Annotated in this window: 30 protein-coding genes; 9 read left to right on the top strand and 21 right to left on the bottom strand. The window is 60.9% G+C overall.

The genetic code is table 11. The features are described 5' to 3' along the window. The first annotated feature begins 24 nt into the window (after positions 1 to 24). Together MN186_RS15455 and MN186_RS15450 are read left to right on the top strand one after the other, a co-directional pair. Positions 25 to 582: a TetR/AcrR family transcriptional regulator gene (locus MN186_RS15455; protein WP_242115263.1), complete on the top strand. Its 558-nt coding sequence runs from the start codon at positions 25 to 27 to the stop codon at positions 580 to 582. Positions 583 to 622: 40 nt separating this feature from the next. Continuing rightward, a complete protein-coding gene (locus MN186_RS15450) occupies positions 623 to 1,021 on the top strand; it encodes an META domain-containing protein (protein ID WP_242115262.1) in 399 nt (132 codons plus the stop codon). Between the two features lie 3 nt (positions 1,022 to 1,024). On the opposite strand, the gene recO is transcribed toward MN186_RS15450, so the two are convergent. The 11 genes from recO to folK form a co-directional block, all read right to left on the bottom strand. Further along, positions 1,025 to 1,762: a DNA repair protein RecO gene (gene recO, locus MN186_RS15445; RefSeq protein ID WP_242115261.1), complete on the bottom strand. Its 738-nt coding sequence runs from the start codon at positions 1,760 to 1,762 to the stop codon at positions 1,025 to 1,027. A 54-nt stretch (positions 1,763 to 1,816) separates the two neighbouring features. Continuing rightward, a complete protein-coding gene (locus MN186_RS15440) occupies positions 1,817 to 2,149 on the bottom strand; it encodes a DUF1491 family protein (RefSeq protein ID WP_242115260.1) in 333 nt (110 codons plus the stop codon). Next, a complete protein-coding gene (gene era / locus MN186_RS15435; protein WP_242115259.1) occupies positions 2,146 to 3,063 on the bottom strand; it encodes a GTPase Era in 918 nt (305 codons plus the stop codon). The genes MN186_RS15440 and era overlap by 4 nt, the downstream gene beginning before the upstream one ends. Beyond that, complete coding sequence (gene rnc / locus MN186_RS15430; RefSeq protein ID WP_242115258.1) at positions 3,060 to 3,746, bottom strand: ribonuclease III; 687 nt, start codon at positions 3,744 to 3,746, stop codon at positions 3,060 to 3,062. The genes era and rnc overlap by 4 nt, the downstream gene beginning before the upstream one ends. Beyond that, entirely contained in the window at positions 3,743 to 4,543 is an 801-nt protein-coding gene (gene lepB / locus MN186_RS15425) for a signal peptidase I (RefSeq protein WP_420838943.1), read from the bottom strand. Before lepB ends, rnc begins: the two co-directional genes overlap by 4 nt. Positions 4,544 to 4,624: 81 nt before the next feature. Then, positions 4,625 to 5,044, bottom strand: a complete 420-nt coding sequence (gene acpS, locus MN186_RS15420) for a holo-ACP synthase (RefSeq protein WP_242115257.1) — start codon at positions 5,042 to 5,044, stop codon at positions 4,625 to 4,627. Between the two features lie 30 nt (positions 5,045 to 5,074). Beyond that, positions 5,075 to 5,827: a pyridoxine 5'-phosphate synthase gene (locus MN186_RS15415; protein WP_242115256.1), complete on the bottom strand. Its 753-nt coding sequence runs from the start codon at positions 5,825 to 5,827 to the stop codon at positions 5,075 to 5,077. Positions 5,828 to 5,870: 43 nt separating this feature from the next. Continuing rightward, complete coding sequence (locus MN186_RS15410; protein ID WP_242115255.1) at positions 5,871 to 6,518, bottom strand: DUF2062 domain-containing protein; 648 nt, start codon at positions 6,516 to 6,518, stop codon at positions 5,871 to 5,873. A 30-nt stretch (positions 6,519 to 6,548) separates the two neighbouring features. Then, positions 6,549 to 8,687, bottom strand: a complete 2,139-nt coding sequence (locus MN186_RS15405) for a RelA/SpoT family protein (RefSeq protein ID WP_242115254.1) — start codon at positions 8,685 to 8,687, stop codon at positions 6,549 to 6,551. A gap of 34 nt (positions 8,688 to 8,721) precedes the next feature. Next, positions 8,722 to 9,078: a DNA-directed RNA polymerase subunit omega gene (gene rpoZ, locus MN186_RS15400; protein ID WP_242115253.1), complete on the bottom strand. Its 357-nt coding sequence runs from the start codon at positions 9,076 to 9,078 to the stop codon at positions 8,722 to 8,724. 84 nt (positions 9,079 to 9,162) lie between these two features. Continuing rightward, on the bottom strand, positions 9,163 to 9,759 hold the full coding sequence (folK, locus tag MN186_RS15395; protein ID WP_242115252.1) for a 2-amino-4-hydroxy-6-hydroxymethyldihydropteridine diphosphokinase: 597 nt from the start codon (positions 9,757 to 9,759) through the stop codon (positions 9,163 to 9,165). 100 nt (positions 9,760 to 9,859) lie between these two features. Between folK and MN186_RS15390 the strand changes: the two genes are divergently transcribed. The 4 genes from MN186_RS15390 to rnhA all read left to right on the top strand — a co-directional run bounded on the left by MN186_RS15390 (position 9,860) and on the right by rnhA (position 12,528). Continuing rightward, positions 9,860 to 10,420, top strand: a complete 561-nt coding sequence (locus MN186_RS15390; RefSeq protein WP_242115251.1) for a LabA-like NYN domain-containing protein — start codon at positions 9,860 to 9,862, stop codon at positions 10,418 to 10,420. A gap of 128 nt (positions 10,421 to 10,548) precedes the next feature. Continuing rightward, the gene (ispH, locus tag MN186_RS15385) at positions 10,549 to 11,499 is read left to right on the top strand and encodes a 4-hydroxy-3-methylbut-2-enyl diphosphate reductase (RefSeq protein WP_242115250.1); all 951 of its coding nucleotides are present in this window, start codon (positions 10,549 to 10,551) and stop codon (positions 11,497 to 11,499) included. After that, positions 11,496 to 12,083, top strand: a complete 588-nt coding sequence (locus tag MN186_RS15380) for a class I SAM-dependent DNA methyltransferase (RefSeq protein ID WP_242115249.1) — start codon at positions 11,496 to 11,498, stop codon at positions 12,081 to 12,083. The genes ispH and MN186_RS15380 overlap by 4 nt, the downstream gene beginning before the upstream one ends. Next, complete coding sequence (gene rnhA / locus MN186_RS15375; RefSeq protein ID WP_242115248.1) at positions 12,076 to 12,528, top strand: ribonuclease HI; 453 nt, start codon at positions 12,076 to 12,078, stop codon at positions 12,526 to 12,528. Before MN186_RS15380 ends, rnhA begins: the two co-directional genes overlap by 8 nt. Before the next feature lie 6 nt (positions 12,529 to 12,534). Here rnhA and MN186_RS15370 read toward each other — a convergent pair whose 3' ends face one another. From MN186_RS15370 to def (MN186_RS15350), 5 genes are all read right to left on the bottom strand, one after another. After that, entirely contained in the window at positions 12,535 to 13,194 is a 660-nt protein-coding gene (locus tag MN186_RS15370; protein WP_242115247.1) for a hypothetical protein, read from the bottom strand. A 105-nt stretch (positions 13,195 to 13,299) separates the two neighbouring features. Beyond that, the gene (locus tag MN186_RS15365; protein WP_338024997.1) at positions 13,300 to 13,527 is read right to left on the bottom strand and encodes a GlsB/YeaQ/YmgE family stress response membrane protein; all 228 of its coding nucleotides are present in this window, start codon (positions 13,525 to 13,527) and stop codon (positions 13,300 to 13,302) included. A gap of 50 nt (positions 13,528 to 13,577) precedes the next feature. Next, complete coding sequence (gene fmt / locus MN186_RS15360; protein ID WP_242115245.1) at positions 13,578 to 14,477, bottom strand: methionyl-tRNA formyltransferase; 900 nt, start codon at positions 14,475 to 14,477, stop codon at positions 13,578 to 13,580. Next, the gene (gene def, locus MN186_RS15355) at positions 14,474 to 14,971 is read right to left on the bottom strand and encodes a peptide deformylase (RefSeq protein ID WP_242115244.1); all 498 of its coding nucleotides are present in this window, start codon (positions 14,969 to 14,971) and stop codon (positions 14,474 to 14,476) included. The genes fmt and def (MN186_RS15355) overlap by 4 nt, the downstream gene beginning before the upstream one ends. Further along, positions 14,968 to 15,489, bottom strand: coding sequence for a peptide deformylase (gene def, locus MN186_RS15350; protein WP_242115243.1), 522 nt, complete (start codon positions 15,487 to 15,489; stop codon positions 14,968 to 14,970). Before def (MN186_RS15350) ends, def (MN186_RS15355) begins: the two co-directional genes overlap by 4 nt. A gap of 257 nt (positions 15,490 to 15,746) precedes the next feature. On the opposite strand from def (MN186_RS15350), the gene MN186_RS15345 reads away from it, so the two are divergent. Both MN186_RS15345 and MN186_RS15340 read left to right on the top strand, forming a co-directional pair. After that, positions 15,747 to 16,919 (top strand): MalY/PatB family protein, encoded by a 1,173-nt coding sequence (locus tag MN186_RS15345; RefSeq protein WP_242115242.1) that lies wholly within the window; start codon positions 15,747 to 15,749, stop codon positions 16,917 to 16,919. A gap of 138 nt (positions 16,920 to 17,057) precedes the next feature. Next, positions 17,058 to 17,537 (top strand): L,D-transpeptidase family protein, encoded by a 480-nt coding sequence (locus tag MN186_RS15340; protein WP_242115241.1) that lies wholly within the window; start codon positions 17,058 to 17,060, stop codon positions 17,535 to 17,537. Here MN186_RS15340 and MN186_RS15335 read toward each other — a convergent pair. The 4 genes from MN186_RS15335 to MN186_RS15320 all read right to left on the bottom strand — a co-directional run bounded on the left by MN186_RS15335 (position 17,534) and on the right by MN186_RS15320 (position 21,647). Continuing rightward, complete coding sequence (locus MN186_RS15335) at positions 17,534 to 17,911, bottom strand: hypothetical protein (RefSeq protein ID WP_242115240.1); 378 nt, start codon at positions 17,909 to 17,911, stop codon at positions 17,534 to 17,536. The two genes, MN186_RS15340 and MN186_RS15335, sit on opposite strands and share 4 nt — an antisense overlap. Positions 17,912 to 17,988: 77 nt before the next feature. Beyond that, a complete protein-coding gene (locus tag MN186_RS15330; protein ID WP_242115239.1) occupies positions 17,989 to 19,458 on the bottom strand; it encodes a cryptochrome/photolyase family protein in 1,470 nt (489 codons plus the stop codon). A 73-nt stretch (positions 19,459 to 19,531) separates the two neighbouring features. Further along, positions 19,532 to 20,740, bottom strand: a complete 1,209-nt coding sequence (gene cbiE, locus MN186_RS15325) for a precorrin-6y C5,15-methyltransferase (decarboxylating) subunit CbiE (protein WP_242115238.1) — start codon at positions 20,738 to 20,740, stop codon at positions 19,532 to 19,534. A 79-nt stretch (positions 20,741 to 20,819) separates the two neighbouring features. Further along, positions 20,820 to 21,647, bottom strand: a complete 828-nt coding sequence (locus MN186_RS15320; RefSeq protein ID WP_242115237.1) for a protein-disulfide reductase DsbD domain-containing protein — start codon at positions 21,645 to 21,647, stop codon at positions 20,820 to 20,822. Positions 21,648 to 21,763: 116 nt separating this feature from the next. Between MN186_RS15320 and MN186_RS15315 the strand changes: the two genes are divergently transcribed. Next, positions 21,764 to 22,342 (top strand): YqgE/AlgH family protein, encoded by a 579-nt coding sequence (locus tag MN186_RS15315; RefSeq protein WP_242115236.1) that lies wholly within the window; start codon positions 21,764 to 21,766, stop codon positions 22,340 to 22,342. Positions 22,343 to 22,349: 7 nt separating this feature from the next. Here the strand turns inward: MN186_RS15315 and MN186_RS15310 are convergent, their stop codons facing one another. Then, positions 22,350 to 23,306, bottom strand: a complete 957-nt coding sequence (locus tag MN186_RS15310) for an L-threonylcarbamoyladenylate synthase (RefSeq protein ID WP_242115235.1) — start codon at positions 23,304 to 23,306, stop codon at positions 22,350 to 22,352. Position 23,307: the final 1 nt, after the last annotated feature.

The raw sequence follows: 23,307 nt of genomic DNA, 5'->3' as shown, positions 1-23,307 counted from the left end.
CAAGATCAACAAATGAGGCCTTGTATGTCACAAGTGCAAACACGTCTGAAAGCGGAAGACTGGATTGATGCAGGTTTTCGCGCCTTGGTTTCGCAAGGACCACAAGCGTTGAAGGCCGAACCCCTTGCCCGCGCCCTGAACACAACGAAGGGGTCGTTCTATTGGCATTTCAAAGATGTGCCAGATTTTCACGCCCGGCTGCTTGCCGCGTGGCAGGACCAGACGGCGGACGCTATCGCGCAAACCATCGCGCAAGAGGATGATCCGGTAAAGCGGTTGTATCGAATTGGGGACAGTGCCGGATCGGTCAGCCGTAAACGCGCCGCAGCAAAGGCCGAACCCGCCATCCGCGCCTGGGCCTATGGTGATGCGCGGGTCGCCAAGACGGTGCAACATGTTGACGAAAAGCGGATGACGGCCCTTCAAGACATTCTGAGCGACCTTGACCTGACCAACCCCGATTTTGCGCACATCATCCACGGGGCTTGGATCGGGCTTGCCGCCCGATCCACCGGACCCAAGGACAACCGAAACGCTATGTCGACCCTGATGGCCGCCATTCTTGCCCTACGGGACGCATAGTCGCGTTGGCAACCGGTGCCATCATCCATAAGATGGCCGCATGAAAAAGACACTGTTGATCACCGCCACGTTTGCTGCCCTGTCACTGATGGCGTGCAAAGATGAAACAATCTCGGGGTTTGCCGACCGCAAGGCTGTTTGGAAACTGCTGGAACTTGACCGAAAGCCGTTCGATGCTGACGCGACAATCGCGTTTCCCAAACCGGGGAAGATCGTCGGCCAGGCGCCCTGCAACAGCTATTCGTCCGAACAGAAAGCCCCCTATCCATGGTTTGAGATCGGGCCCATCACCGCAACCCGCATGACCTGCCCTGCGCAGGCTGAAGAAACGCGGTATTTCAACGCCCTGACTAAAATGCGCCAGATCGAGGTACAGGGCGACATGATGATCATGTCGAACGAAGCCGGGCGGCAGATGGTGTTTCTGGCGCAGCGCTGATCGTCACCCCACCCTGTCCTGAACTTCCCGCTTTAGCCTGTCGATCAGGCGCGCGCGCGCCTCGGGCAAGGGCTTGTTTCCCAGCGAATGCGCCAACCAGTGGGTCATAAAAAAACCTGTCGTCCGAAGCCCCGCCACGACGTTGTCGCGCCCGCCGGTGCCGGCGCCCAGCAAGTCGGGCGGTAAAGGCAACAGGCGGTCGGCCCAGTCTCCTGCGCCTTCGACGGACACCGCCCGCCCGGTCTTGGGCGAGACATAGGCAAGATCATCCATCCCCCCCGTCACCGCGCAGGCGCTCAGATCCAGCCCGAACCCCAACTCATCCAGTACGGCAAGTTCCCATTTCAGGTAAGCGGTCGGCCATGCCTCGTTCGCCCCCAACAGATCCAGCATGGCTTGGGTTTGGCGGTAAAGGATCGGGTGCGCCTCGCGTTCGGGCAGGGCAAAGGTCAAAAGCGCGGTGATGGCGTTCAGCCCAGCAAGGGCCGTGCGGTCAGACAGAACCGTTGCCCGACTACGCAGGGGTTCGACGCTATAGCTGCCGATGTGCTCTTCCAGCCGTGCCCGCCACGCAACATCCAACTGCGCGCCGGGTTGCAGGATCGGCGCGATTTTGCGGCTGGTGCCACCACGCACAACACCCGCATGACGACCGTGCTTTTCCGTGAACACATCAATGATAACTGACGTTTCGCCGTGTTTGCGCACGGACAAAAGCGCGCCTTGATCCCGCCAATCCATGCCTGTCACCCTCCTGCGGTCAGACTAGCGCGCGGGGCGCTGTTGGCAATGGGGTCAGTCGGACAGGCCGGGTTCATCCAGCAGATGCCGCCCGGCACGATCTTCGACCTCGATCACCCACAGGTCGGGGTCAAAGCCCTTCTGGCGATTCAACGCCGCGTCAACCTCGGCCTCATCCCCTTCGGCCAGAGCGATCCAACGCCGATCCCCGGTCATCAGGTCGAAACTACGCTGATAGGCCACCGCCTGCCCGTTCAGCGTGTTCAGCTTGACCAGCACCGCACCGGCGGTCGCATCGCCTTTTTGCGTGATGAAGGCGGGGATGTCAGACAGGCGCAAGCGCGTCAGATAGGCCGCGACCCACAGTTCAGCGGTCAGTCGCGTCAAGCGTTCCCGTCCTTGAAGTTAAGGCCCATTTCCGAATACCGCTCTTTTTCATCCAGCCAGTTGGGGCGCACTTTCACTTGCAAAAACAGGTGGATCTTGCGGCCCATGAATTCTTCCAACTCGGCGCGGGCGGATTGGCTGACGGCTTTGATCGTCTCGCCCTTCTTGCCCAGAATGATGCCCTTATGGCCGTCGCGGGCGACATAGATCACCTGATCGACACGGGCCGAACCATCCTTGCGTTCTTCCCAGTTCTCGGTTTCGACCGTCAGCTGATAGGGCAGTTCCTGATGCAGACGCAGGGTCAGCTTTTCGCGCGTCATTTCGGCGGCGATCATGCGCATGGGCAAATCCGCGATCTGGTCTTCGGGATAGAGCCACGGCCCTTCGGGCAGTTGATCGGCCAGCCACTCTCGCAGGGCCTGCACCCCGTGACCCTTTTCAGCCGAGATCATAAAAGTTTCGGCAAAATCAAATCGGTCATTCAGGTCTTTCGCCAACCCCAGCAAAGTTTCGGCCTTGACCCTGTCAATTTTGTTGATGGCAAGGGCGACAGTGCGGCCTTTCCCAATTTCATCCAGCCCCTCAAGAATGCGTTTCACGCCCTCGGTCACGCCGCGATGCGCTTCGACCAACAGAACGGTGATATCAGCATCCGCAGCCCCACCCCAAGCCGCAGCAACCATCGCGCGGTCAAGGCGGCGGCGCGGCTGAAACAGGCCGGGCGTGTCCACGAAAACGATCTGCGCGTTACCCTCGATTGCCACGCCACGAATGCGCGCGCGGGTCGTTTGAACCTTGTGCGTCACGATCGAGACCTTGGCCCCCACCATCTGGTTCGTCAGCGTCGATTTCCCGGCATTGGGCTCACCGATCAGGGCAACAAAACCGGCACGTTGCGGTTGGTCTGTCATTGTTTGCTCTCCAACTGCTTTAGCAGTGTGCGGGCAGCTGCTTGTTCAGCGGCGCGTTTTGAATTGGCTTGGGTTTCTGCTGACCGTCCGTTGGACAGTTCAGCCTTAATGGTAAACATCGGTGCGTGATCCGGCCCTTCGCGGCCGGTTTCCACATAGCGCGGCGGCGGCATCTTGCGCGCTTGCGCCCATTCCTGCAACGCCGTCTTGGGATCGCGCGCATCGTCTTCGACCCGGTCGATCCGGTCGCCCCATAGGTTGCGTATCATGGTCTGAGCGGCATTCAGCCCCCCGTCCAGATAAACGGCTGCGATCACCGCCTCCATTCCGTCGCCCAACAGGGCCAGCTTGCGCCGCCCACCGGTTTTCATCTCGGACCGGCCCAGCTTCAGAACCGCGCCCAGATCGACCTGACGGGCCACATCGGCGCAGGTTTCTTTGCGCACCAGTGCGTTGTAACGCGGCGCCAGCGTACCTTCGGGGGCGTTGGGGTCGGCCCGCAACAATGTTTCCGACATCACCAGCCCCAAGACCCGGTCGCCCAGAAACTCCAACCGCTGATTGTCAGGCCGCGTGGCAGACGAAAACGAGCCATGCGTCAGCGCGCGGATCAGCAGTTCGGGGTCTTTGAACTCATACCCGATGCGGCCCTGAAAGGCGCGAAGATCGCCGGACAGTTTCACTCGATCGCCTTAAAGAACCGGTCAGAGCGCCAAGTCCAGAAATAGAACAACCGCTTACCCGCCGCCGAAAACATGATGCGATCCGCGCGACCCAGCAAGTATTCAGCAGGCACAAAGCCCACGCCACCCGCGTTCGGGCTGACACGGCTATCAGTCGAGTTGTCGCGGTTGTCGCCCATGAAGAAATATTCGCCCGCCGGAACGGTGAACACGTTGGTATTGTCCAACCGCGTGTTGCGCACATTCAAGACCGAATGGGTGACGCCGTTCGGCAGTGTCTCAATCGTCTTTTCCTTGATGCAGTTGCCGCCCTCGCCGACTGGGCTGTTGGCGCATTGCGGGAAGGTGGCGAACCGGCCTTGCGCGCGTTTGATTTCCTCAAACGTGCCGTCGGGAACCTGCGTGGCCTCTTCGCCATTGATAAACAGGACGCCATCCTTCATCTGGATCTTGTCACCAGGCAGGCCGATCAGACGTTTCACGTAATCGGTGCCAAGGGACGGGTGACGGAACACCACGACATCGCCGCGTTCAGGTTCCGAGCCGAACAACCGGCCCGAGATCGGACAGGACGAGAACGGGCAGGAATGCCGCGAATAGCCATAGGCCATCTTGTTCACGAACAGGAAGTCGCCGATCAGAAGCGTGTCTTTCATAGACCCGGTGGGAATCCAGAAGGGCTGGAAGAACAGCGTGCGGAACACGCCCGCGATGATCAGCGCCCAGAAGATCGTCTTGATCGTTTCCCAGATGCCGTCTTGTTTCTTTTCAGCCATGTTCACGTCTGCCTCTTTCATCGGACCGATCTATGCCAGCCCATTGGGGGTGTGTGGCGATATGAGCGGATGCGCGGGCAGTGTCAAGTTTCGCAGGGCGCATCACGCCTTTGCAGGCGCCTTTTCGATGGGCCGCGCCTCGATCACCACGAAGGCCTGCGCCCAGGGGTGATCGTCGGTCAGGGTGACGTGGATGATCGCCTCGTGCCCGTCCGGGGTCATTTCAGCCAGCCGGTCGGCAGCCCAGCCGGTGACGGCCATCACGGGTTGCCCGGTGCGCAGGTTGCTGACCGCCATATCCCGCCAGCTGATCCCCATCGCAAGCCCAGTGCCCAGCGCTTTTGAGCACGCTTCCTTGGCGGCCCAGCGCTTGGCCAGAGTGCCAGCCTCGTCACGGCGGCGGGCGGCTTTGGCCAACTCAATCTCGGTGAACACGCGATTGCGGAACCGGTCGCCAAAGCGGTCCAGCGTGCCTGCGATACGCTCGATATTCGCAAGATCGGTGCCGATACCAAGGATCATCCAGACCTCCTGCGGCGGCGGGCGCGAGTGTCAGCCACGCGCGTCATCCATCAAGCGACGCATTTCGGCAATGGCGTCGGGCAGACCGCGAAAGATCGCTTCGCCGATCAAAAAATGGCCGATGTTCAACTCCATCACCTCGGGCATGGCCGCGATGGGGGCGACGGTGTCATAGGTCAGGCCGTGGCCTGCATGTACCTCAAGCCCCAGCGAATGCGCCAGCGCCGCGCCTTCGCGCAGACGCGCAAGCTCGGCGTCACGTTCATCAAACCGACCCTCGGCGTGCAGGTCGCAATAGGCGCCCGTGTGCAGTTCGATCACCGCTGCACCAACACGGGCCGACGCGTTGATCTGGTCGGGGTCGGGTGCAATGAACAAAGACACGCGGCACCCCGCGTTCCGCAAGGGGGCGATGTAGTCGGCAAGCCTTTTGTCCTGCCCTGCGACCTCCAACCCACCTTCGGTGGTCAGTTCCTCGCGCTTTTCGGGCACAAGGCAAACGGCGTGGGGTTTGTGACGAAGCGCGATGGCCTTCATTTCATCCGTCGCGGCGCATTCGAAATTCAGCGGTGCCGACAGTTCCGCAACCAGCCGGTCAATATCGTCGTCCCGAATATGCCGCCGATCTTCACGAAGATGTGCGGTGATGCCATCGGCCCCGGCCTTTTCTGCCAGCTTCGCGGCGCGCACCGGATCAGGGTAAGCCGAGCCGCGCGCATTGCGCACCGTTGCCACGTGGTCAATGTTGACGCCCAAGCGCAGTTTTCCGGTCTGATCGTTCATGTCGCGTCCCTTTTGTTCATTCGGCCACCTGTGAACCCCAGTCTTACGTTTTTTCGCGCGGTGTGCCAGCCTCGTCAGGGCCTGCCTTCAGACGTTTCTCATACCGCTCTTTCAGCTTCTTGATACGGCGGCGTTGATAGGCATGGATGACGGGGTTGGACAGCGCATAGCCAGCGAAGGCCGCTATCGTGCCCGGAATGATGCAGCCCACAAGATAGGGCAGGAACACGCGGTCGTAAAAAACGGAAAAACGCGCCCAATCTACGTCCTTTCCGGTAATCGGCGCCGTGATATTGGACCAAAAATCCGACGTGGCAGCAGCGATTTGCGTGATGATTTGCGGCAGGTGGATACTGGACGGCTGCCCCAGAATATAGTTGCCCAGATTGACTGACACTTCAGCGATCAGCGGGAATGTCAGCGGGTTGCCGACAAAGGTCGCCAGAAGCGATGCCAGCACATTGCCCCGGATGATCCATGACAAAATCGCTGCGGTCAGAAAATGAAGCCCGAAGAACGGCGTAAAGGACGCGAATATCCCCGCCGCGATGCCGCGCGATATCCGGTGCGCGGGGTCCGGCAGACGCCTGACGCGATAGATCACATAGCGTGACGCCCGATACCAGCCGCCCCGTGGATAGAAGAATTCCGCAATAGCACGCAGGTATGAGCGCGGATTTCTTTTGAACACGGATGATCCCTTTCGGCCAGAATTGGCAAGTTACGGTTTGCGTGCGATATCCCTGTGCCTGTGCACTTCGGCAACATTGGTATCTGCTTCCAATGTCAGCATGATGGCATGGAAATGTTCTATATCGCGCAAATCGACATCAATAAGAAGGCGGTAAAAATCAGGCTTTCGGTCAAGGAATTTCAAATCCGAGATGTTGGCCTTTTGCTCGCCAATCAGCGAGCAGATGCGCCCCAGAACCCCGGCATCGTTGGAGATCGTCAATTCGATACTGACTGTGTGAATGGCCGGATGTTGGCCGGAATGCCAATGCAGATCAACCCAACGCGCACTGTCTTCGTCCACATCCGCCAGCGCGTCGCAGTCGATTGTGTGGACCATCACGCCCTTGCCACGATACGTAATGCCGACAATGCGTTCGCCCGGCACCGGCTGGCAACAGTCCGCGCGGGCGAAATCCTGCCCCGTTTCCAACCCCACCACGACCGAGTCACTGTCGACCTCTGCCTTGGCCTCGACGCTTTCAGGATAGAGGGCGGCGACCACATCCCGCGCCTGCAATTCAGCAGACCCCAGCCGGGCCAGCAGTTCGTCGACATCCTTCAGGCGCAGTTGTTTTGCGGCAGTGGCCAACGCCTTGTCGGTCGCTTTGCGCCCTACATGTTCGAACGCAACCCGCGCCAGTTCGCGCCCCAGACGGACGTATCGTTCGCGGTCGACACTGCGCAAACGTTTGCGGATCGCGGCCTTGGCCCGCCCAGTGACAACAATATCCAACCATGTCGCCTGAGGGCTTTGGCCTTCAGCGGTCATGATCTCGACCGATTGTCCGTTTTTGATGCGGGTCCAAAGCGGCACGCGGATGCCGTCAACCTTGGCGCCCACGCAACTGTCACCGATCCGGGTGTGAATCGCATAGGCGAAATCCAGCGGCGTTGCCCCCCGCGGCAGCTTTTCAACCTCGCCCTTCGGAGTGAAACAGAAGACCTGATCCTGGTACATCTCAAGCTTCACATGCTCAAGAAACTCGTCGTAATCCTCGGCGGTATCGAACCGTTCGGTCAGCGATGAAAGCCACTTGGCCGGGTCAACCGCAAAAGGGTTTTCCGTGCGAATACCGTCCTTGTATGACCAATGCGCGGCCACGCCGGTTTCGGCCACATCGTTCATTTCCTGCGTTCGGATCTGCACCTCGACCCGTTTGCCATCGCGCCCGGATACCGTCGTATGAATTGACCGATAACCGTTGGATTTCGGCTGACTGATATAATCTTTGAACCGCCCAGGAATGGCCCGCCAGCGTTGATGAATGACGCCCAGCACACGATAGCAATCCGCCTCGTTTTCCGTGATGATGCGGAAACCATAGATATCGGACAGGCGCGAAAAGCTCTGGCTTTTTTCCTGCATCTTGCGCCAGATCGAATGAGGTTTCTTGGCGCGCCCGAACACCTCGGCATCTATTTCGCCCTTATCCAGCTCAAGCCGAATGTCGCTGGTGATTTTCTCGATCACATCGCCGCTTTCCTTTTGCAGTCGCAAAAACCGCCGCATGATCGAGTTACGGGCTTCCGGGTTCAGCACCCGAAACGCAAGATCTTCCAATTCTTCGCGCATCCATTGCATACCCATGCGACCGGCCAGCGGGGCATAGATATCCATCGTTTCGCGCGCTTTCTGCACCTGCTTGTCAGGCCGCATCGCGCGGATCGTGCGCATGTTGTGCAGGCGGTCGGCCAGCTTGACCAGGATCACCCGAAGGTCCTTGGACATGGCCATAAATAACTTACGGAAGTTTTCGGCCTGCTTCGTCGCGGACGAGCTTAGCTGAAGATTGGTCAGTTTGGTGACGCCGTCGACCAGTTCGGCCACCTCGGGCCCGAACACTTGCGCAACATCGCCATAGGTGGACCGGGTGTCCTCGATCGTGTCGTGCAAAAGGGCGGTGATGATCGTGGCGTCGTCCAACTGCATGTCGACCAGAATTTCAGCCACCGCAAAGGGATGGGTGAAATACGGTTCGCCGGAATGTCGGGTCTGTCCGTCATGCATGCGCGCGCCGTATTCATACGCCGCACGCAGCAAATTGCTGTTGGATTTAGAATTATACCGACCGATCCGTTCGATCAGCCCATCAAGATCAAGGTCCAGATCAGGAAGGTCGTGCATCCGGTCCGCCACCCCGCGGAGGTCAGAAATCGGCTTAGCCCTGACCCTGTGCTTCCATCAAAGCCCGAAGAAGTTTTTCTTCCGACAGGTCATCATCGGCGGGTTTGTCAGCCGCTTCAGCCCCCATCAACAGCGCCATGCTGTCTTCTTCCGGCTCGTCAACTTCGATCTGGGTCTGGTTGCTTTCGATCATGCGCTCGCGCAGCTCGTCAGCCGTCTGCGTTTCGTCCGCAATCTCGCGCAATGCGACGACGGGGTTCTTGTCGTTGTCGCGGTCTACGGTGATCTGGGCACCCGCCGAAATCTCGCGGGCGCGGTGCGACGCGAGCATCACAAGCTCGAACCGGTTCGGGACTTTATCTACGCAATCTTCAACCGTCACGCGGGCCATAATCAAACTCCATTCCTTGCAAGGGGATGTGAACCGCTTATCTAGGGCCGTTGCCCGGCAGTTACAAGCGAAAACACCGCCCCGTCAGGGCGCAACATAGGGCTGAACCCCCTTTTTTTCAGCGTCCGGCAGCGCGGCAACCATTTCGCGCACCGTTTTGCCGATGATCGGATGGCGCCAATCGGGCGCGATGTCGGCAAGGGGAATCAGTACGAAAGCACGATCCTGCACACGCGGGTGGGGCAAGATCAACTGTTCGGGCGCCAGTTTCTTCTGATCCTCCAGCGGCATATCCATCCAATGCTGCAACAGCGCCCGGTCCGGCAACACCACGTCGCCACACGCGATCAGGTCCATATCCAGCGTGCGGGGCGCCCAACGCGAGGGGCGCTCACGCCCAAACCGCACCTCGGTTTCGTGTAGGAATTGCAGCAGATCATGGGGCAGCAAATCGGTCTGAACTTCAATCGCTGCGTTCACAAAATCGGGACCAGCGCCGGGGGGGAAACAAGGCGTCTTGTAAAAGTCGCTAATTTTGGTGATTCTCAGATTACTTTGCGCTATAAAATCAACTGCGTCGTGTATTATTTTAGCCGATTCTCGTGTAGTTGACGTTGCGTTACTTCCGAGTGAAACTAGTCCTTTTGGACAGGTTGTTTGTATTTTATCTGCTTGCGGCATCGCATTGATTCCCTAAATTGCGAATCTGCTTCTTCGTTGATTAGTTTCTTAATTACCACTCACGGGATTTTTCGGCGAAGCGAATTGGAAAGGAATTATTATGTTCTACCGGGACGAACGGCTTGCGCTGTTCATCGATGGTTCAAACCTTTATGCAGCTGCCAAATCGCTGGGTTTCGACATCGACTATAAACTGCTTCGGCAGGAATTCATGCGGCGCGGAAAGCTTCTGCGCGCATTTTACTACACCGCCCTTCTTGAAAACGAAGAGTATTCCCCGATCCGCCCCTTGGTGGACTGGCTGAATTACAACGGCTTCACGATGGTCACGAAGCCTGCCAAGGAATACACCGACTCGATGGGGCGGCGTAAGGTCAAGGGCAACATGGATATTGAACTGGCCGTGGACGCGCTGGAACTTTCCCCGCATATCGACCACGCGGTTCTGTTTTCCGGCGACGGTGATTTTCGACCCCTGATCGCGGCGATGCAACGTCAGGGTGTGCGCGTATCGGTCGTGTCGACCATTCGCAGCCAACCGCCAATGGTTGCCGACGAATTGCGCCGTCAGGCCGACAATTTCATCGAGCTGGAAGAACTGAAAGATGTCATCGGACGCCCCGCCCGTGACATGGATCGCAGCGACCGCGCCGACGACTAGACCATCACCCGCGATCAACGCAAAAAGGTCGGGGCAGGTCCCGGCCTTTTGCGTTTATCCGCCGATTTCCGCTTGGGACTGGACCTTGGGGCGCAAAATGCGTACCCATCCCGGCATCGGAGGACACGATGACCAAGCCTGCTCTCACACTCTATCTTGCTGCACCCAATGGCTTCTGCGCCGGGGTGGATCGCGCCATCAAGATCGTCGAAATGGCGATCGAGAAATGGGGCCCCCCGATCTATGTGCGCCACGAAATCGTGCATAACAAATTCGTGGTCGATGGGCTGCGCGCCAAGGGGGCTGTCTTTGTCGAGGAATTGGACGAGGTGCCAGATGATCGCCCCGTCATCTTCTCGGCCCACGGCGTCGCCAAAGCCGTGCCCGCCGAAGCGAACCGCCGCCAGATGGTCTATGTCGACGCCACCTGCCCGCTTGTCTCCAAGGTGCATATCGAGGCCGAGCGGCACCACCAGAACGGCCTTCAGATGGTCATGATCGGTCATGCAGGCCACCCCGAAACCATCGGCACGATGGGGCAACTGCCCGAAGGCGAGGTGCTGCTGGTCGAAACCGCAGAAGATGTCGCGACCTTGACCCCGCGCGACCCCGCGCAGCTTGCCTATATCACGCAAACGACGCTGTCTGTGGATGACACTGCGGGCGTCGTTGCGGCGTTACGCGCCCGTTTCCCCCAGATCGTCGGCCCGCACAAGGAAGACATCTGTTACGCGACCACAAACCGGCAAGAGGCCGTGAAGGCTGTCGCCCCCAAGGTCGACGCGCTTCTGGTGATCGGCGCGCCCAACAGCTCCAATTCACGCCGCTTGGTCGAAGTCGCGCGCGCCAATGGCTGCGCTTATGCCATGCTTGTTCAGCGCGCGGACGAGATCGACTGGCGCGCCATCGACGGCATCCAAACGGTCGGCCTGACGGCCGGGGCGTCGGCCCCGCAAGTGCTGGTGGACGAGGTCATCGACGCGTTCCGCAACCGTTACGATGTCACCGTCGAACGGGTGGAAACCGCGCAAGAAAATGTTGAATTCAAGGTGCCCCGTGCCCTGCGCGAAACCGCATGACAGACGACCGAACAACGCTGGACGTCTATGACGCCGAGGCTGCGGCCTATGAGGCCCGCATAGCCGAGAAATCGTCCCCCGGCCTGCGCACTTTTCTGGACCACCTGCCCCCCGCCGCGCATGTGCTGGACCTTGGCTGCGGGCCGGGCTTGTCCGCCGTTGCCATTCAGGCAGCGGGCCATACGGTCGATGCTGTCGACGGATCGGCTGCAATGGTTGTCCGCGCCCAACTGAACGGCGTGAACGCCCGACAGGCGCTGTTCACCGATATCGACGCGACCAGCGCCTATGACGGCATCTGGGCCAATTTCAGCCTTCTGCACCTGCCGCGCCCCGATTTTGCCCCCACCCTTGCCCGCCTGCACCGCGCCTTGCGCCCCGGCGGGCTGTTTCATATCGGCATGAAACTGGGCGACGGCGAGGGCCGCGATGGTTTGGAGCGGTTCTATTGCTATTACCAACCCGACGAGCTTGAACAGGCATTGACCAGCAGTGGCTTCACCCTGATCTCGTGCACCCCCGGCACGGGGCGCGGGTTGGACGGAACCCTTTCAGACTGGATGGTGATATTGGCACATGGCTGAATTCTTCGCATTCACAGACGGCGCTTGTTCAGGCAACCCCGGCCCCGGCGGTTGGGGCGCGTTGTTGCAGGCCCACGAGAACGGCGCGGTCATCAAAGAACGCGAGCTGAACGGCGGCGCGGCCGGGACGACAAACAACCAGATGGAGCTGATGGCCGCCATCATGGCGCTGGAAACCCTTGGCAAACCCTGCGCAATCACCGTTGTCACCGACAGCGCCTATGTGAAGAACGGTGTGACCGGGTGGATACATGGATGGAAACGGAACGGGTGGCGAACGTCGTCCAAGAAGCCCGTGAAAAACGTCGAGCTTTGGCAGCGGCTGGACGAAGCCCAAGCCCGCCATCATGTGACATGGAAATGGGTCAAGGGCCACGCTGGACACCCCGAAAACGAACGTGCCGATGAATTGGCCCGCGCGGGGATGGAGCCATTCAAGGGCTGACCTGCCCTAGAATTCCAACCACAACCCAACCGCCACTTGGTCTTTAACCGCGCCTGCAATTGCGTGGGTCCATTCAACGCTCAGATGCTGGCCGGGCATGTATTGCCAGGCAAGGGACGGAATGACATCCGCCTGCGGGCCGCCCTGCGCCGCGCTGACATCCAGCGCCATCATCGTCATCAGCCGCTTGAAGGGCTTGACACCGAACAGGCCAAAAGCGCCAAAATCGGCCTGCGCATTCAGGATCGACGTCTTGGCCGTCATCTGCACATCCAGCCAGCCGGGGCCAAGCGGCGTGTCAACCCCCCGCCCCAGATGCATCGACGGGGTCACGAACGGCGCATCCGGCGTCCCTTCGACCGACACGCCCAGCGCCTTCTGCCATGGCCCGTCTTGATCCGGCACATGCCAACGCCCGAACGCCTTGATATCCGTGATGTTCTTGGTGGCCCGTTCATATTCCAGCTTGCCCCCCACCGTCCATTGATCGGTCAGGCCGTATTCGCCGTAAACCGACAGATCGGGCGGGCGGTCCGGTTGGTGGGCGTCGATACGAAGCTGACCCGACGCGAATGCATCCCCCTTGTCGCGCGGCCATGCGCCTGCGTGGGCCAGATCGCCGGTTGCGATCAACAGTGCCAGAGCAAAAACGGGAAGGCGCGCCATCATGATGGTCAGCTTGGCGGTGAATGGTTAACCAATGGTTAATAAAGTACTGTAAAATAAGGACGTTTCGCGGCGAAACCCTTTTCGGACATCACGCCGACGGCTCTATGATCGCCCGCTATATTTCTGCCACACCCAGATGATCAGGATCGCACCGACCAACGCCCCGACAAAACCGAACGCCAGCCCGCCGATCATCGCAATGAAACGCAGCACGAAGCTGCCAAGCAACGCCCCCGCGACACCAATTGCAATGGTGGTTGGCACGTCGGTGCGCAAGTCCATGATCCGCGTCGCCAGAAACCCGGCGGCCGCACCAAATATGATCAGCATGATAACAGGCATGCTTGGAATATGGGCTTGGGCGGGCCGGATTGTAAGGGCTATTTCACGATCTCGGGCATCTTGAAGCCGCGCAGGAAATCATCTGTCTCCATCGCGCGTTTACCGGGGCGTTGGGCGCGCAGCACCTCGACCGCGCCATCCCCGCAGGCGATGGTCAGATCGTGCAGAACCTGCCCCGGCGCGCCCGCCCCTTCGGCAATGCGCGAAGCGAGCAGTTTCACCTGTTCGCCCCCCATATCGCATTTCGCACCGGGAAACGGCGACAGCCCGCGGATCAGGCGATCCACCTCGACGGCCGGTCGGCTCCAGTCGATTTGCGCCTCGGCTTTGTCGATCTTGTGGGCATAGGTGACGCCATCGTCAGATTGCGGCTCGGGTGTCAGGTCCGGCAGCCGGTCCAGCGCCTGCACAATCAGACGCGCGCCCATGGTGGACAGCCGATCATGCAACTGGGCGGTGGTTTCCTCTGCGCCAATCGGTGTCGCCTCGCGCAGAAGAACGGGACCGGTATCCAATCCGGCCTCCATCTGCATGATGCAAACGCCGGTTTCCGCGTCGCCCGCGATAATCGCGCGATGGATCGGCGCCGCACCGCGCCAACGGGGCAGAAGCGACGCATGGATGTTCAGACATCCCCGCGCTGGCGCATCAAGGATCGGCTGCGGCAGGATCAGGCCATAGGCCACGACCACCGCAACATCGGCGTTCAACGCCGCAAACGCCGCTTGTTCTTCAGCACCTTTCAAAGACACCGGATGGCGCACGTCCAACCCCAGTTCGTCCGCACGGGCATGAACCGGGCCGGGGCGATCTTTCTTGCCACGACCCGCAGGGCGGGGCGGCTGACAGTAAACGGCGGCGATGTCGTGACCGGCATCTACCAGAGCCTCCAGCACCGGCACCGAGAAATCGGGCGAGCCCATGAAAACAACTCTCATCGCGCGAGCTTCCTTGCCTTCTTGATCAGCATGTCCCGCTTTACCTTGGACAGGTTGTCAAAGTACATCCGCCCGTTCAAATGGTCGATCTGGTGCTGGACGGACGTGGCCCAGATGCCGACGAAATCCTGTTCCTGCTCTGCACCGTCTTCGTTAAGAAACCGCACCGTCACCGCGCGCGGGCGGCTGATCACGGCCGAGACACCGGGCAGATTCGGGCTGGCCTCTTCATGGTCCCGAAACTCGATCGAGCGGTGCAGGATTTCGGGGTTCGCCATGCGCACGGCCTTGCCGCGTTCGTCCGAGGCATCGACGACGGCCAGACGCTGCATGATCCCCAACTGAGGGGCCGCCAGACCAACGCCGGGCATAGCGTCCATCGCCTCGATCATCTCGTCCCAGATGGCGCGGGTATCATCGGTGACTGCGTCAACCGGATCGGCAGCCGAGCGCAGACATTTGTGCGGATATCTCAGAAACGGGCGATGGGTCACATGCGCGCCATTTCACGTTTCAATTTCTGCATCTTTCGCGTGATCATCTGACGCTTCAACGGTTTCAGATAGTCGATGAACAGCTTGCCGTTCAGGTGGTCAATCTCGTGCTGCACGCAGGTTGCCCACAACCCGTCGAAATCGCGCTCCTGCACGTTGCCATCCCGGTCAACCCAACGAACCGAGACCTCTTTCGGGCGCGTCACCTCGGCATATTGTTCGGGGATCGACAGACAACCTTCTTCGTAGGTGTTCAGATCGTCGGACGACAGAATGACCTCGGGGTTGAACATGATCATGGGCTGGGGCGGCTCATCCTCGTCACGCACGCAATCCAGCACGATCAGCCGGGTTAAAATACCCACCTGCGGCGCGGCCAGACCGATGCCTGGCGCGTCATACATGGTTTCCAACATGTCGTCGGCCAATTGACGCAAGTCATCGGACAAATCAGGCACCGCATCAGCGACTTTCTTGAGCCGCGGATCAGGATGAATAAGGATAGGTTTAATGCTCATGCGGTCGATTTAGGGTATGGGCTGGGTTGGTGCAATGGGGCGGATGTTCCCGGGCGTGCAACAGGACACCAAAGGGTGCGGGAAATATTCCCAAATGAGGAGCTTGTATTAGACACCATTCCCATTATTAAACTAAATACCAGAAAAGCATTGCGATACCACCCCTATTTCTGGAACAATTACCTCGCAAACCACAACATTTGGGCCGCTTGCATCGCATCCCCAAACCGCTACCGTGCCGTAAAGAAGGAAACAACATGAATTTCGACCCGATCATCGACCGCCGCGGCACGAACTCGGCCAAATGGGACAAGATGCAGGACCTGTTCGGCGTGTCGCCGGATGATGGGCTGGCGATGTGGACCGCCGACAGCGACTATCCGACCGCGCCTTGTGTGATTGACGCAGTAAAACGCGCCGCAGATCACGGCGTCTTCGGCTATTCGTGGGAACACCCTGATTACCTGAACGCCGTGGCGTGGTGGATGAAAAACCGGCATGGCTGGGACGTGGACCCTGATTGGGTGCTGACCAGCCAAGGTTTGGGCAACGCAATTGCCCTGTGTCTGGATGTATGGACCGATCCGGGCGACGGCGTGGTGATCTTCACGCCCGTCTATCACGAATTCGCGGTCAAGATCGGCAAGAATGGCCGCAGGGTGGTGGAGTGCCCGCTGGCCTTGAACGGCGACCGGTACGAACTGGATCTGGACGACGCCCAGTCGCGCCTGACCGGGGATGAAAAGATGATCTTGTGGTGTTCACCGCAAAACCCGTCGGGCCGGATTTGGAGCGATGATGAACTGCGCGCCGTGACAGAATTTGCCCAGCGTAATGACCTGTTGCTGGTGTCGGACGAAATTCACCACGACCTGATCTATCCCGGCAACATCTTCCGGCCGACAGCGCTGGCCGCGCCGGATGGCTTGGCGCGTCTGGTGACACTCACCGCAGCGTCAAAGACGTTTAACATTGCAGGCCAGCGCACCGGCAACATGATCATCCCCGACCCGGACCTGCGCGCCGCGATGCGCAAACGGTTGAACACGCTGGACTATGGTCCCGGCATGATCGCGGTCGCGATGATCACCGCCGCCTATTCGCCAGACGGGGCCGTATGGGTTGATCAGCAGATGCAGCATCTGGCACGCAACAAGGCGGTGTTTGACGAAGGGATCAACAGCATCCCCGGCCTTTCATCGATGCCTTTGCAGGCGACGTATCTGGCATGGGTCGATTTCTCGGCCACCGGGATGTCCCATGACGAGGTGACGGCCCGTATTCGCGACGACGCCCGGATCGCCGTCAGCCCCGGCCCAAGCTTCGGCACCGGCGGTGACGGGTTTCAGCGGTTCAACCTGGCCACCCAAGGCGCGCGCATAGAAGAGGCCGTGGCACGCATGAAACACGCTTTCGGCGACCTGCAATAACGCCAACCGGCAGAGCTTTGCCGACAACCACAATCCCTACTTGAACACCTGCGCGAAGCACAGCACATGCGCGGGATGAATGGATTGTTTCGACTTTTCTCACGACTCGCGTTGCTGGTGTTTATAGGGGTGATCAGTATGATGCTGTGGGATCGTTATACACCGCCTGCACCGGCCCCGACGCTTGATCCGATTACAGGCCAGATCGACCGTATTCTGGTCGAAAAATCCAACCGGAGCCTGACCGTATTTCGAAACGGCGAGCCTTTGCGCAGATACAAGATCGCTCTGGGCTTCGCGCCGGTTGGCGACAAGATGATCCAAGGCGATGGAAAAACGCCCGAGGGGCTGTTTCAAATCAACCGTCGCAATCAGGAAAGCGCCTTCCACCTGTCGCTTGGCCTGAATTACCCAAGGCCGCAGGATACCGCCCGGGCAGAGCTTGATGGTGCCGATCCGGGGGGCGATATTTTCATTCACGGATTACCGAACAACCAGCGGGATACGGGTTCGTTTGACCGCGACTGGACCGAGGGTTGCATCGCCCTGACCAATACCGAGATCGAAGAATTGTGGGCCATCACGCCCATTGGCACCGAAGTCGAGATCAGGCCCTAACGCTTGCCGCGCGGCGTTCTGGCGGTTTCGCCTTCGATCAGCGCGACGGGGGCGTTTTCATCGGGTGCGAAATCCAATGGCACGCGGTCATGCGCCTCGGCCCTGCGTTTGAAATCGTATTTCATCTGTCCGTCTTCTTCCTCGGACGCGATGATCAGGCATTGGTACAGGTGGCGCGATCCGTCATACAGGTCGACAAGTCCGCGCAGATGCGGCGCGCGTTCAGCATCCAGCGCAAACCCCGTGTCCCAAAACTTGAGGATCGGGAACACCTCTTCATTCACGCGAATGCGCAGACGGCTTTTTTTCTTGAGGTCTTTCTTGCGCGCGGCTTCCAGCCCCTCGCGCACCTCTTTCGGCAAGAATTCCAGCATATCCACCTCCAACCCGGTCCTTATGATGGCATGGAATAGGTTTCGGTCAAGTAAAGCTTTCTGGCCGTTGGCAGCCCCTAGCCGTCAATTTCATCTGGCGAGGGCAGATTTTCGAACGCATCCAGCGCCGCGCGTCGCGCGTTGGCATGGTCGACCATCGGGGCGGGATAGGTCTTGCCGATCTTGACACCCGCCTTGTCCAGCACGTCGTCGGGTGCCTTCCACGGGGCGGCAAGGTGGCGGTCGGGCAGGTCGGCAATCTCGGGAACATATGTGCGGATATAGTCGCCGTCGGGGTCAAATTTCTCGGCCTGGGTCATCGGGTTGAACACGCGGAAATAGGGGGCCGCGTCAGCCCCGCAACCCGCCACCCACTGCCAACTGGCCGCGTTCGAGGCCAGATCACCATCCACCAGCGTATCCCAGAACCAATCGCGCCCCGCCCGCCAGTCAAGACGCAGATGTTTCACCAGAAACGATGCCACAACCATACGCACCCGGTTGTGCATGTGCCCCGTCTGCCAAAGCTCGCGCATCCCGGCGTCAACGATGGGATAGCCGGTTTGGCCCTGTTGCCAAGCAGCCAGATCGTCTTTGTCATAGCGCCACGGGAAGTCGCGGAACTTGGGTTGGAACTCGGTATCTTCGAAGTCGCGGTTGTGGAACAGAAGATAGGCCGCGAAATCGCGCCAGCCCAGTTCGGCGCGGAACTTCTCGGCGTCGCGGCCGGACATCTGGCCCAGATGCTCGGCGCGGTCGACGGCGGCCCAGACCTGCCGGGGGCTGATATTGCCCGATTGCAGGTAGGGCGACAGGCGCGAGGTATGGGGTTCGGCGGGAAAATCGCGGCCCTTGGCATAGCCATCCGCGCCACCGTCCAAAAAATCATCAAGCCGCGCCATCGCGCCATCTTCGCCGGGTTGCCACAGGGGTTCGAACCCCTTGGCCCAGTTGGGCGCGGTTGGCAGCAGGTCGAGATCATCGAGGGACTCCGATGGCGCATCGTCCGCAAACGCGATCCCGTCAGGCACGGGCAACGGATCGCCCAGCCCGGCGGCGCGGATTTGTTCGCGGCTGGCCCGCCAGAAGGGGGAAAACACTCGAAAAGGCGTGCCCGCCTTGGTCGAAACCTGCCACGGCTCCAATAGATAGCGCCCTGGATGGCTGTGGACGGTGCAGCCCTGCGATGTCAGATCGGCTTTCAGATTGGTGTCGGCCTCGACCTCGTCCGGGGTGTAGCGGCGGCTCCAATACACATCACACGCACCGGTTTCATCGCGCAGGTCGGCCAGCATATCGGCGGTGGCGCCTTGGCGCAGGACCAATGAGCCGCCCAGCGCCGCGAGCTTATCGGCCAGCGCCGCCAAGGCGTGGTGCAACCACCATTTCCGCGCACCGCCGGGGGGATAGGGCGCGTCGGGGTCATGAATGAAGGCGCAAGTCAGCCGGTGCCCGGCCTTGACCGCCGCGCACAGCGCATGATGATCCGACACGCGCAGATCATCGCGAAACAGAAGGATCGCATTCGAGGCTTGGGCTTTTGTCATCGCTTGTCCTTGGGCCGGGGCGGGTCATGTCTTTCTTACGCACCCCGTTTGCATTTGGATCAGATCGCAACCGCTATCGCTTGATCAAGCTCCACTGGGTCACGGGCGGCAAAGGGGTCCACGTTTGCTTCGCACCCGGCGGGGCGGCGCGGTCAACCGACAGCGTGACCAACTGCCCGCCATGCTTGTGATAAAGCGCGCCCAGCAAGGACTGGCTTTCAGCGGTTTCGACATTCACCACCATCCGACCCAGCGGCTTCAGCGCGTCCCACGCGGCACCGAACACCTGTTCCGACAGCCCGCCACCGATGAAGATCGCGTCGGGTGCGGCCAGCCCGGCCAGCCCGGCCAGCGCATCGGGCACTTTTCCGTCCACAAGGTCAAGCTTTGGCACGCCCAGCGCCAGCGCGTTGGCGGCAGCCATCGCGCGGCGGTCGGCGCGCGGCTCGATCCCGATGGCGCGGGCATAGCGGGCGCCGCGCATCCATTCGATCGCGACCGACCCGCAGCCGGTGCCGATATCCCACAACAGCGCGCCGCGCATCGGCATCAGCTTGGCCAGCGTGATCGCCCGCAGTTCTTGCCGGGTCAGGGTATCGTCGCTTTGAAACAGCGCATCAGACAGGCCGGGCACGCGGGGCAGAAGGGCAGCATCGGGCGCGGCGACGCAATCGACCGCCAAGGTGTTGAAGGCCGGGACCACATGATCCCAGCTTTCCGCATGGCCTTCGAACCGCGCCTCGTCCGCGCCGCCCATATGGGCCAGAACGGTCATCCGCGACTTGCCAAAGCCGCGTTCTGTCAGGAACCGGGCGATCTGGGCCGGTGTTTCCTCGCCGGTGGTCAGGATCAGCAGGCGCACGTCGGGTTGGATGAAGGCGATCATCTGCTCGACCGGGCGGCCATGCACGGTCAGCGTCTCAAGGTCGGCCATCGACCACCCCATACGCGCCGCCGCCAGTTGAAACGCGCCCACCTGCGGGTGATAGACGATCTGCGCGGGATCAATATGCCGCCCGATCTTGGCCCCGACCGAGAACCAGAGCGGATCGCCCGTCGCCAGCATCACAACACGTTTGCCATTGCGTTCGGAAAGCGCCTGCATCAGATCGCTGAACCCTGACGGCCAATCAAGCCGCTCGGCGTTGCCGTTGATCTGATCGTGATGGCGCGCGCCGCCCACGATAACCTCGGCGGCCTCGACCACGGCGCGGGTGGCGGGGGTCAGACCCGCGATGCCGTCTTCACCAATGCCGACGATGTGAAGCCATGGGGTGTTCATGATGCCTCCTCAGACTGGTCCGCGGCCTTTGCATCGGCGGCGGCGACCGTCGGGGGGGGCGCCACGGCTCGGGCCATGTTCAGCCGCCGGTGCAGCCGCGAATATCCACGCCGCGCCCAGCCGCCAGCACGGTCATACGCAGATCGGCGCGGTTCAACAAGAAGGGCTTGCCTGCGCTTGGCACCAGTTCGGTCACTGTGGTCAAAGCGCCGCCCTTGCGCGAGGTCGACCGCTCGGACACCCAGACCGAGGGATCGGCGATCTCGACCACCACAACTTCGTTCGGACCCACGGCGGGCATGTCCAAAGTGACGGTCACACGCAGCCCGTCCGCCATCGGCTCGACCTTGCAGACCGCGCGGCGCAAGCCGGCCTCTTGCGCAGTGTCGGGCCGTTGGCGCAGGGCGCGCTGGATGGGGGCCTTGGCTCCGGCCTTGTCCACCGGAAGAACGAGCGAGATGCGGGCGTCCATCGGCATACACACGTTCAGGCAGACCCCCAGATTAAGCTGGCCCGACAAGGTGATCGGCTGGTCCGCGACCCGCGGCACCAGCGTCATCGGCAGCACCAGTTCATCGGCGTACCCGATGGTCTGCATCCCGCTTGTGTCAAACACCACGGGAACCGGCCAGTGGAACTTGACGCCCGCCAGATTGTCCGAGCCTTGCCAGTTCAGCGTCGGGGGGATGCCGGCCTCGCCCGGTGCGCGCCAGTAGGTTTTCCAGCCCTCGGCCAGTCGAATGCGCAGGGCCGCCACATGGTGCCCGTCGGCGTCCCGCCAACCGGGCAAAACGTCGATCTTGACCACATCTTCGGGCGCTGGCGGCATGGCACCCCCTGCCTGCGCGTCGGTGGCGGTTATGGCAAGCGTGATCAGGCACGCGAATAGGGCGATGGTCTTCCTCATGCGTTGATACATAAATGCGGCCCCCATAAAGGGAAATCACTTTTAGGGGAGAGATCGTGACACCATCCCCCATTTCCGACCTTGCCTTTCCCGCGCAGCGGCGCTTTTCTAAAGGCATGAGTACAACCGACGACATAAAAATGGACCTGAGCGGCAAGCTTCTGATCGCGATGCCCGGTATGGGCGATCCGCGGTTCGAACACTCGGTCGTTTTCATGTGCGCCCATTCGCCCGAAGGCGCGATGGGTCTGATCGTCAACAAGCCCGCGCCAGACGTGTCGCTTGGCGATATTCTGACCCAGCTTGATATCGAGCCAATCGGCACCAGCCACACGGCGCATGTGTTCTTCGGCGGCCCGGTGGAAGGCGCGCGCGGCTTCATCCTGCATTCGGGCGAATACGACAACGATGCCTCGACCCTGAAGGTCAACGATGCGTTTTCGATGACCGCGACGCGCGATATTCTTGAAGCGATGGCGAATGATGAAGGGCCGGAAAACACGCTGGCCGCGCTGGGATATGCCGGTTGGTCACCGGGTCAGTTGGAGGCCGAGATCCAGCAAAACGCCTGGCTGACCTGCGATGCCGAACAGGCCATCGTGTTTTCAGATGACAGCGACGGGAAATGGAAAGCCGCCCTGGCGAAGCTGGGGATCGACCCGCTGCTTCTGTCGGCGGAAGGCGGGCACGCCTAGTCGCACCCTAGTCGCGGGGGGCTGCCGCCCTGCGCAAACGGTCATTGATCGCCCGGCCCATCCCGTGATCGGGGATCGGTGACACGGCAATCGGTGCATCCCCTTCGGCGTCCAATTGGTGCAGATACCGAAACAGGTTGGCCGCGGCCTCGACCAGATCACCGGATGGGGACAGGTTCAGGTTGGCCTCGACATGACCAAACCCCAGCAGGCGTTCGCCCGGTCGCGCGGTCTCGGCGTTCAGACGCAATGCCGCGTCCGGCGCGTAATGCGAGGATAGCTGACCGGGCGCGTTGATGCCTGCGTTGATCTGACGGGTGGCGATGGGGCCGCCAAGGGCTGCCTCGATCGCCTCGGTTGGCAGGCCGCCGGGGCGCAGCAAAACGGGCTCGGGATCAAACCCGACGATCGTGCTTTCCAACCCGACCTCGCAGGGGCCACCGTCCAGCACCGCCTCGACCCGACCTGACAGACCGTCCAGCACATGCTGCGCGGTCGAGGGGCTGATGCGGCCCGACGGATTGGCAGACGGCGCCGCTATGGGCCGACCCGTGGCCATCAGAAGCTCTTGTGCAAGCGGATGGGCAGGCACGCGCACCGCCACGGTGGGCAGGCCCGCCGCGACAAGTTTGGACAAGCCCCCACCGGGCTTCATCGGCAGCACAAGCGTCAGCGGCCCCGGCCAAAACGCCTGCGCCAGATCCTGCGCGGCCCCGTCAAGGATGGCAAAATCTGCCACCGCCTCGGGCGTCGGCAGATGGATGATCAGCGGATTGAAACGGGGGCGGCCCTTGGCCTCGAATATCCGGGCCACCGCGCGATCATTGGTGGCGTCGGCGCCCAGGCCATACACCGTCTCGGTCGGGAAGGACACAAGGGCGCCGTCGCGCAGCAGACTTGCCGCCCGCGCGATACCGCCCGCGTCTGCGGACAGGGTTTCCGTTTTCAGTCCATCCACGCTCATG

It is taken from the genome of Aliiroseovarius sediminis (assembly GCF_022678485.1).
Taxonomy (GTDB): Bacteria; Pseudomonadota; Alphaproteobacteria; order Rhodobacterales; family Rhodobacteraceae; genus Aliiroseovarius; species Aliiroseovarius sediminis.
Note: the sequence above shows the minus strand (reverse complement) of the source record. Positions and strands in the feature narration are given on the sequence as shown.

Bases quoted from the DNA above. Each gene is read 5' to 3' on its own strand.
- MN186_RS15405 (WP_242115254.1), bottom strand. From the start codon at position 8,687: ATGCACGACCTTCCTGATCTGGACCTTGATCTTGATGGGCTGATCGAA.
- MN186_RS15315 (WP_242115236.1), top strand. From the start codon at position 21,764: ATGAGTACAACCGACGACATAAAAATGGACCTGAGCGGCAAGCTTCTG.
- MN186_RS15340 (WP_242115241.1), top strand. From the start codon at position 17,058: ATGATGCTGTGGGATCGTTATACACCGCCTGCACCGGCCCCGACGCTT.
- acpS (WP_242115257.1), bottom strand. From the start codon at position 5,044: ATGATCCTTGGTATCGGCACCGATCTTGCGAATATCGAGCGTATCGCA.
- rpoZ (WP_242115253.1), bottom strand. From the start codon at position 9,078: ATGGCCCGCGTGACGGTTGAAGATTGCGTAGATAAAGTCCCGAACCGG.
- MN186_RS15335 (WP_242115240.1), bottom strand. From the start codon at position 17,911: ATGCTGGAATTCTTGCCGAAAGAGGTGCGCGAGGGGCTGGAAGCCGCG.
- MN186_RS15345 (WP_242115242.1), top strand. From the start codon at position 15,747: ATGAATTTCGACCCGATCATCGACCGCCGCGGCACGAACTCGGCCAAA.
- MN186_RS15455 (WP_242115263.1), top strand. From the start codon at position 25: ATGTCACAAGTGCAAACACGTCTGAAAGCGGAAGACTGGATTGATGCA.
- ispH (WP_242115250.1), top strand. From the start codon at position 10,549: ATGACCAAGCCTGCTCTCACACTCTATCTTGCTGCACCCAATGGCTTC.
- MN186_RS15330 (WP_242115239.1), bottom strand. From the start codon at position 19,458: ATGACAAAAGCCCAAGCCTCGAATGCGATCCTTCTGTTTCGCGATGAT.
- MN186_RS15310 (WP_242115235.1), bottom strand. From the start codon at position 23,306: ATGAGCGTGGATGGACTGAAAACGGAAACCCTGTCCGCAGACGCGGGC.
- MN186_RS15365 (WP_338024997.1), bottom strand. From the start codon at position 13,527: ATGCTGATCATATTTGGTGCGGCCGCCGGGTTTCTGGCGACGCGGATC.
- rnhA (WP_242115248.1), top strand. From the start codon at position 12,076: ATGGCTGAATTCTTCGCATTCACAGACGGCGCTTGTTCAGGCAACCCC.
- lepB (WP_420838943.1), bottom strand. From the start codon at position 4,543: ATGAAAGAGGCAGACGTGAACATGGCTGAAAAGAAACAAGACGGCATC.
- MN186_RS15450 (WP_242115262.1), top strand. From the start codon at position 623: ATGAAAAAGACACTGTTGATCACCGCCACGTTTGCTGCCCTGTCACTG.
- MN186_RS15380 (WP_242115249.1), top strand. From the start codon at position 11,496: ATGACAGACGACCGAACAACGCTGGACGTCTATGACGCCGAGGCTGCG.
- MN186_RS15370 (WP_242115247.1), bottom strand. From the start codon at position 13,194: ATGGCGCGCCTTCCCGTTTTTGCTCTGGCACTGTTGATCGCAACCGGC.
- MN186_RS15415 (WP_242115256.1), bottom strand. From the start codon at position 5,827: ATGAACGATCAGACCGGAAAACTGCGCTTGGGCGTCAACATTGACCAC.
- era (WP_242115259.1), bottom strand. From the start codon at position 3,063: ATGACAGACCAACCGCAACGTGCCGGTTTTGTTGCCCTGATCGGTGAG.
- folK (WP_242115252.1), bottom strand. From the start codon at position 9,759: ATGCCGCAAGCAGATAAAATACAAACAACCTGTCCAAAAGGACTAGTT.
- recO (WP_242115261.1), bottom strand. From the start codon at position 1,762: ATGGATTGGCGGGATCAAGGCGCGCTTTTGTCCGTGCGCAAACACGGC.
- MN186_RS15390 (WP_242115251.1), top strand. From the start codon at position 9,860: ATGTTCTACCGGGACGAACGGCTTGCGCTGTTCATCGATGGTTCAAAC.
- MN186_RS15320 (WP_242115237.1), bottom strand. From the start codon at position 21,647: ATGAGGAAGACCATCGCCCTATTCGCGTGCCTGATCACGCTTGCCATA.
- cbiE (WP_242115238.1), bottom strand. From the start codon at position 20,740: ATGAACACCCCATGGCTTCACATCGTCGGCATTGGTGAAGACGGCATC.
- fmt (WP_242115245.1), bottom strand. From the start codon at position 14,477: ATGAGAGTTGTTTTCATGGGCTCGCCCGATTTCTCGGTGCCGGTGCTG.
- def (WP_242115243.1), bottom strand. From the start codon at position 15,489: ATGAGCATTAAACCTATCCTTATTCATCCTGATCCGCGGCTCAAGAAA.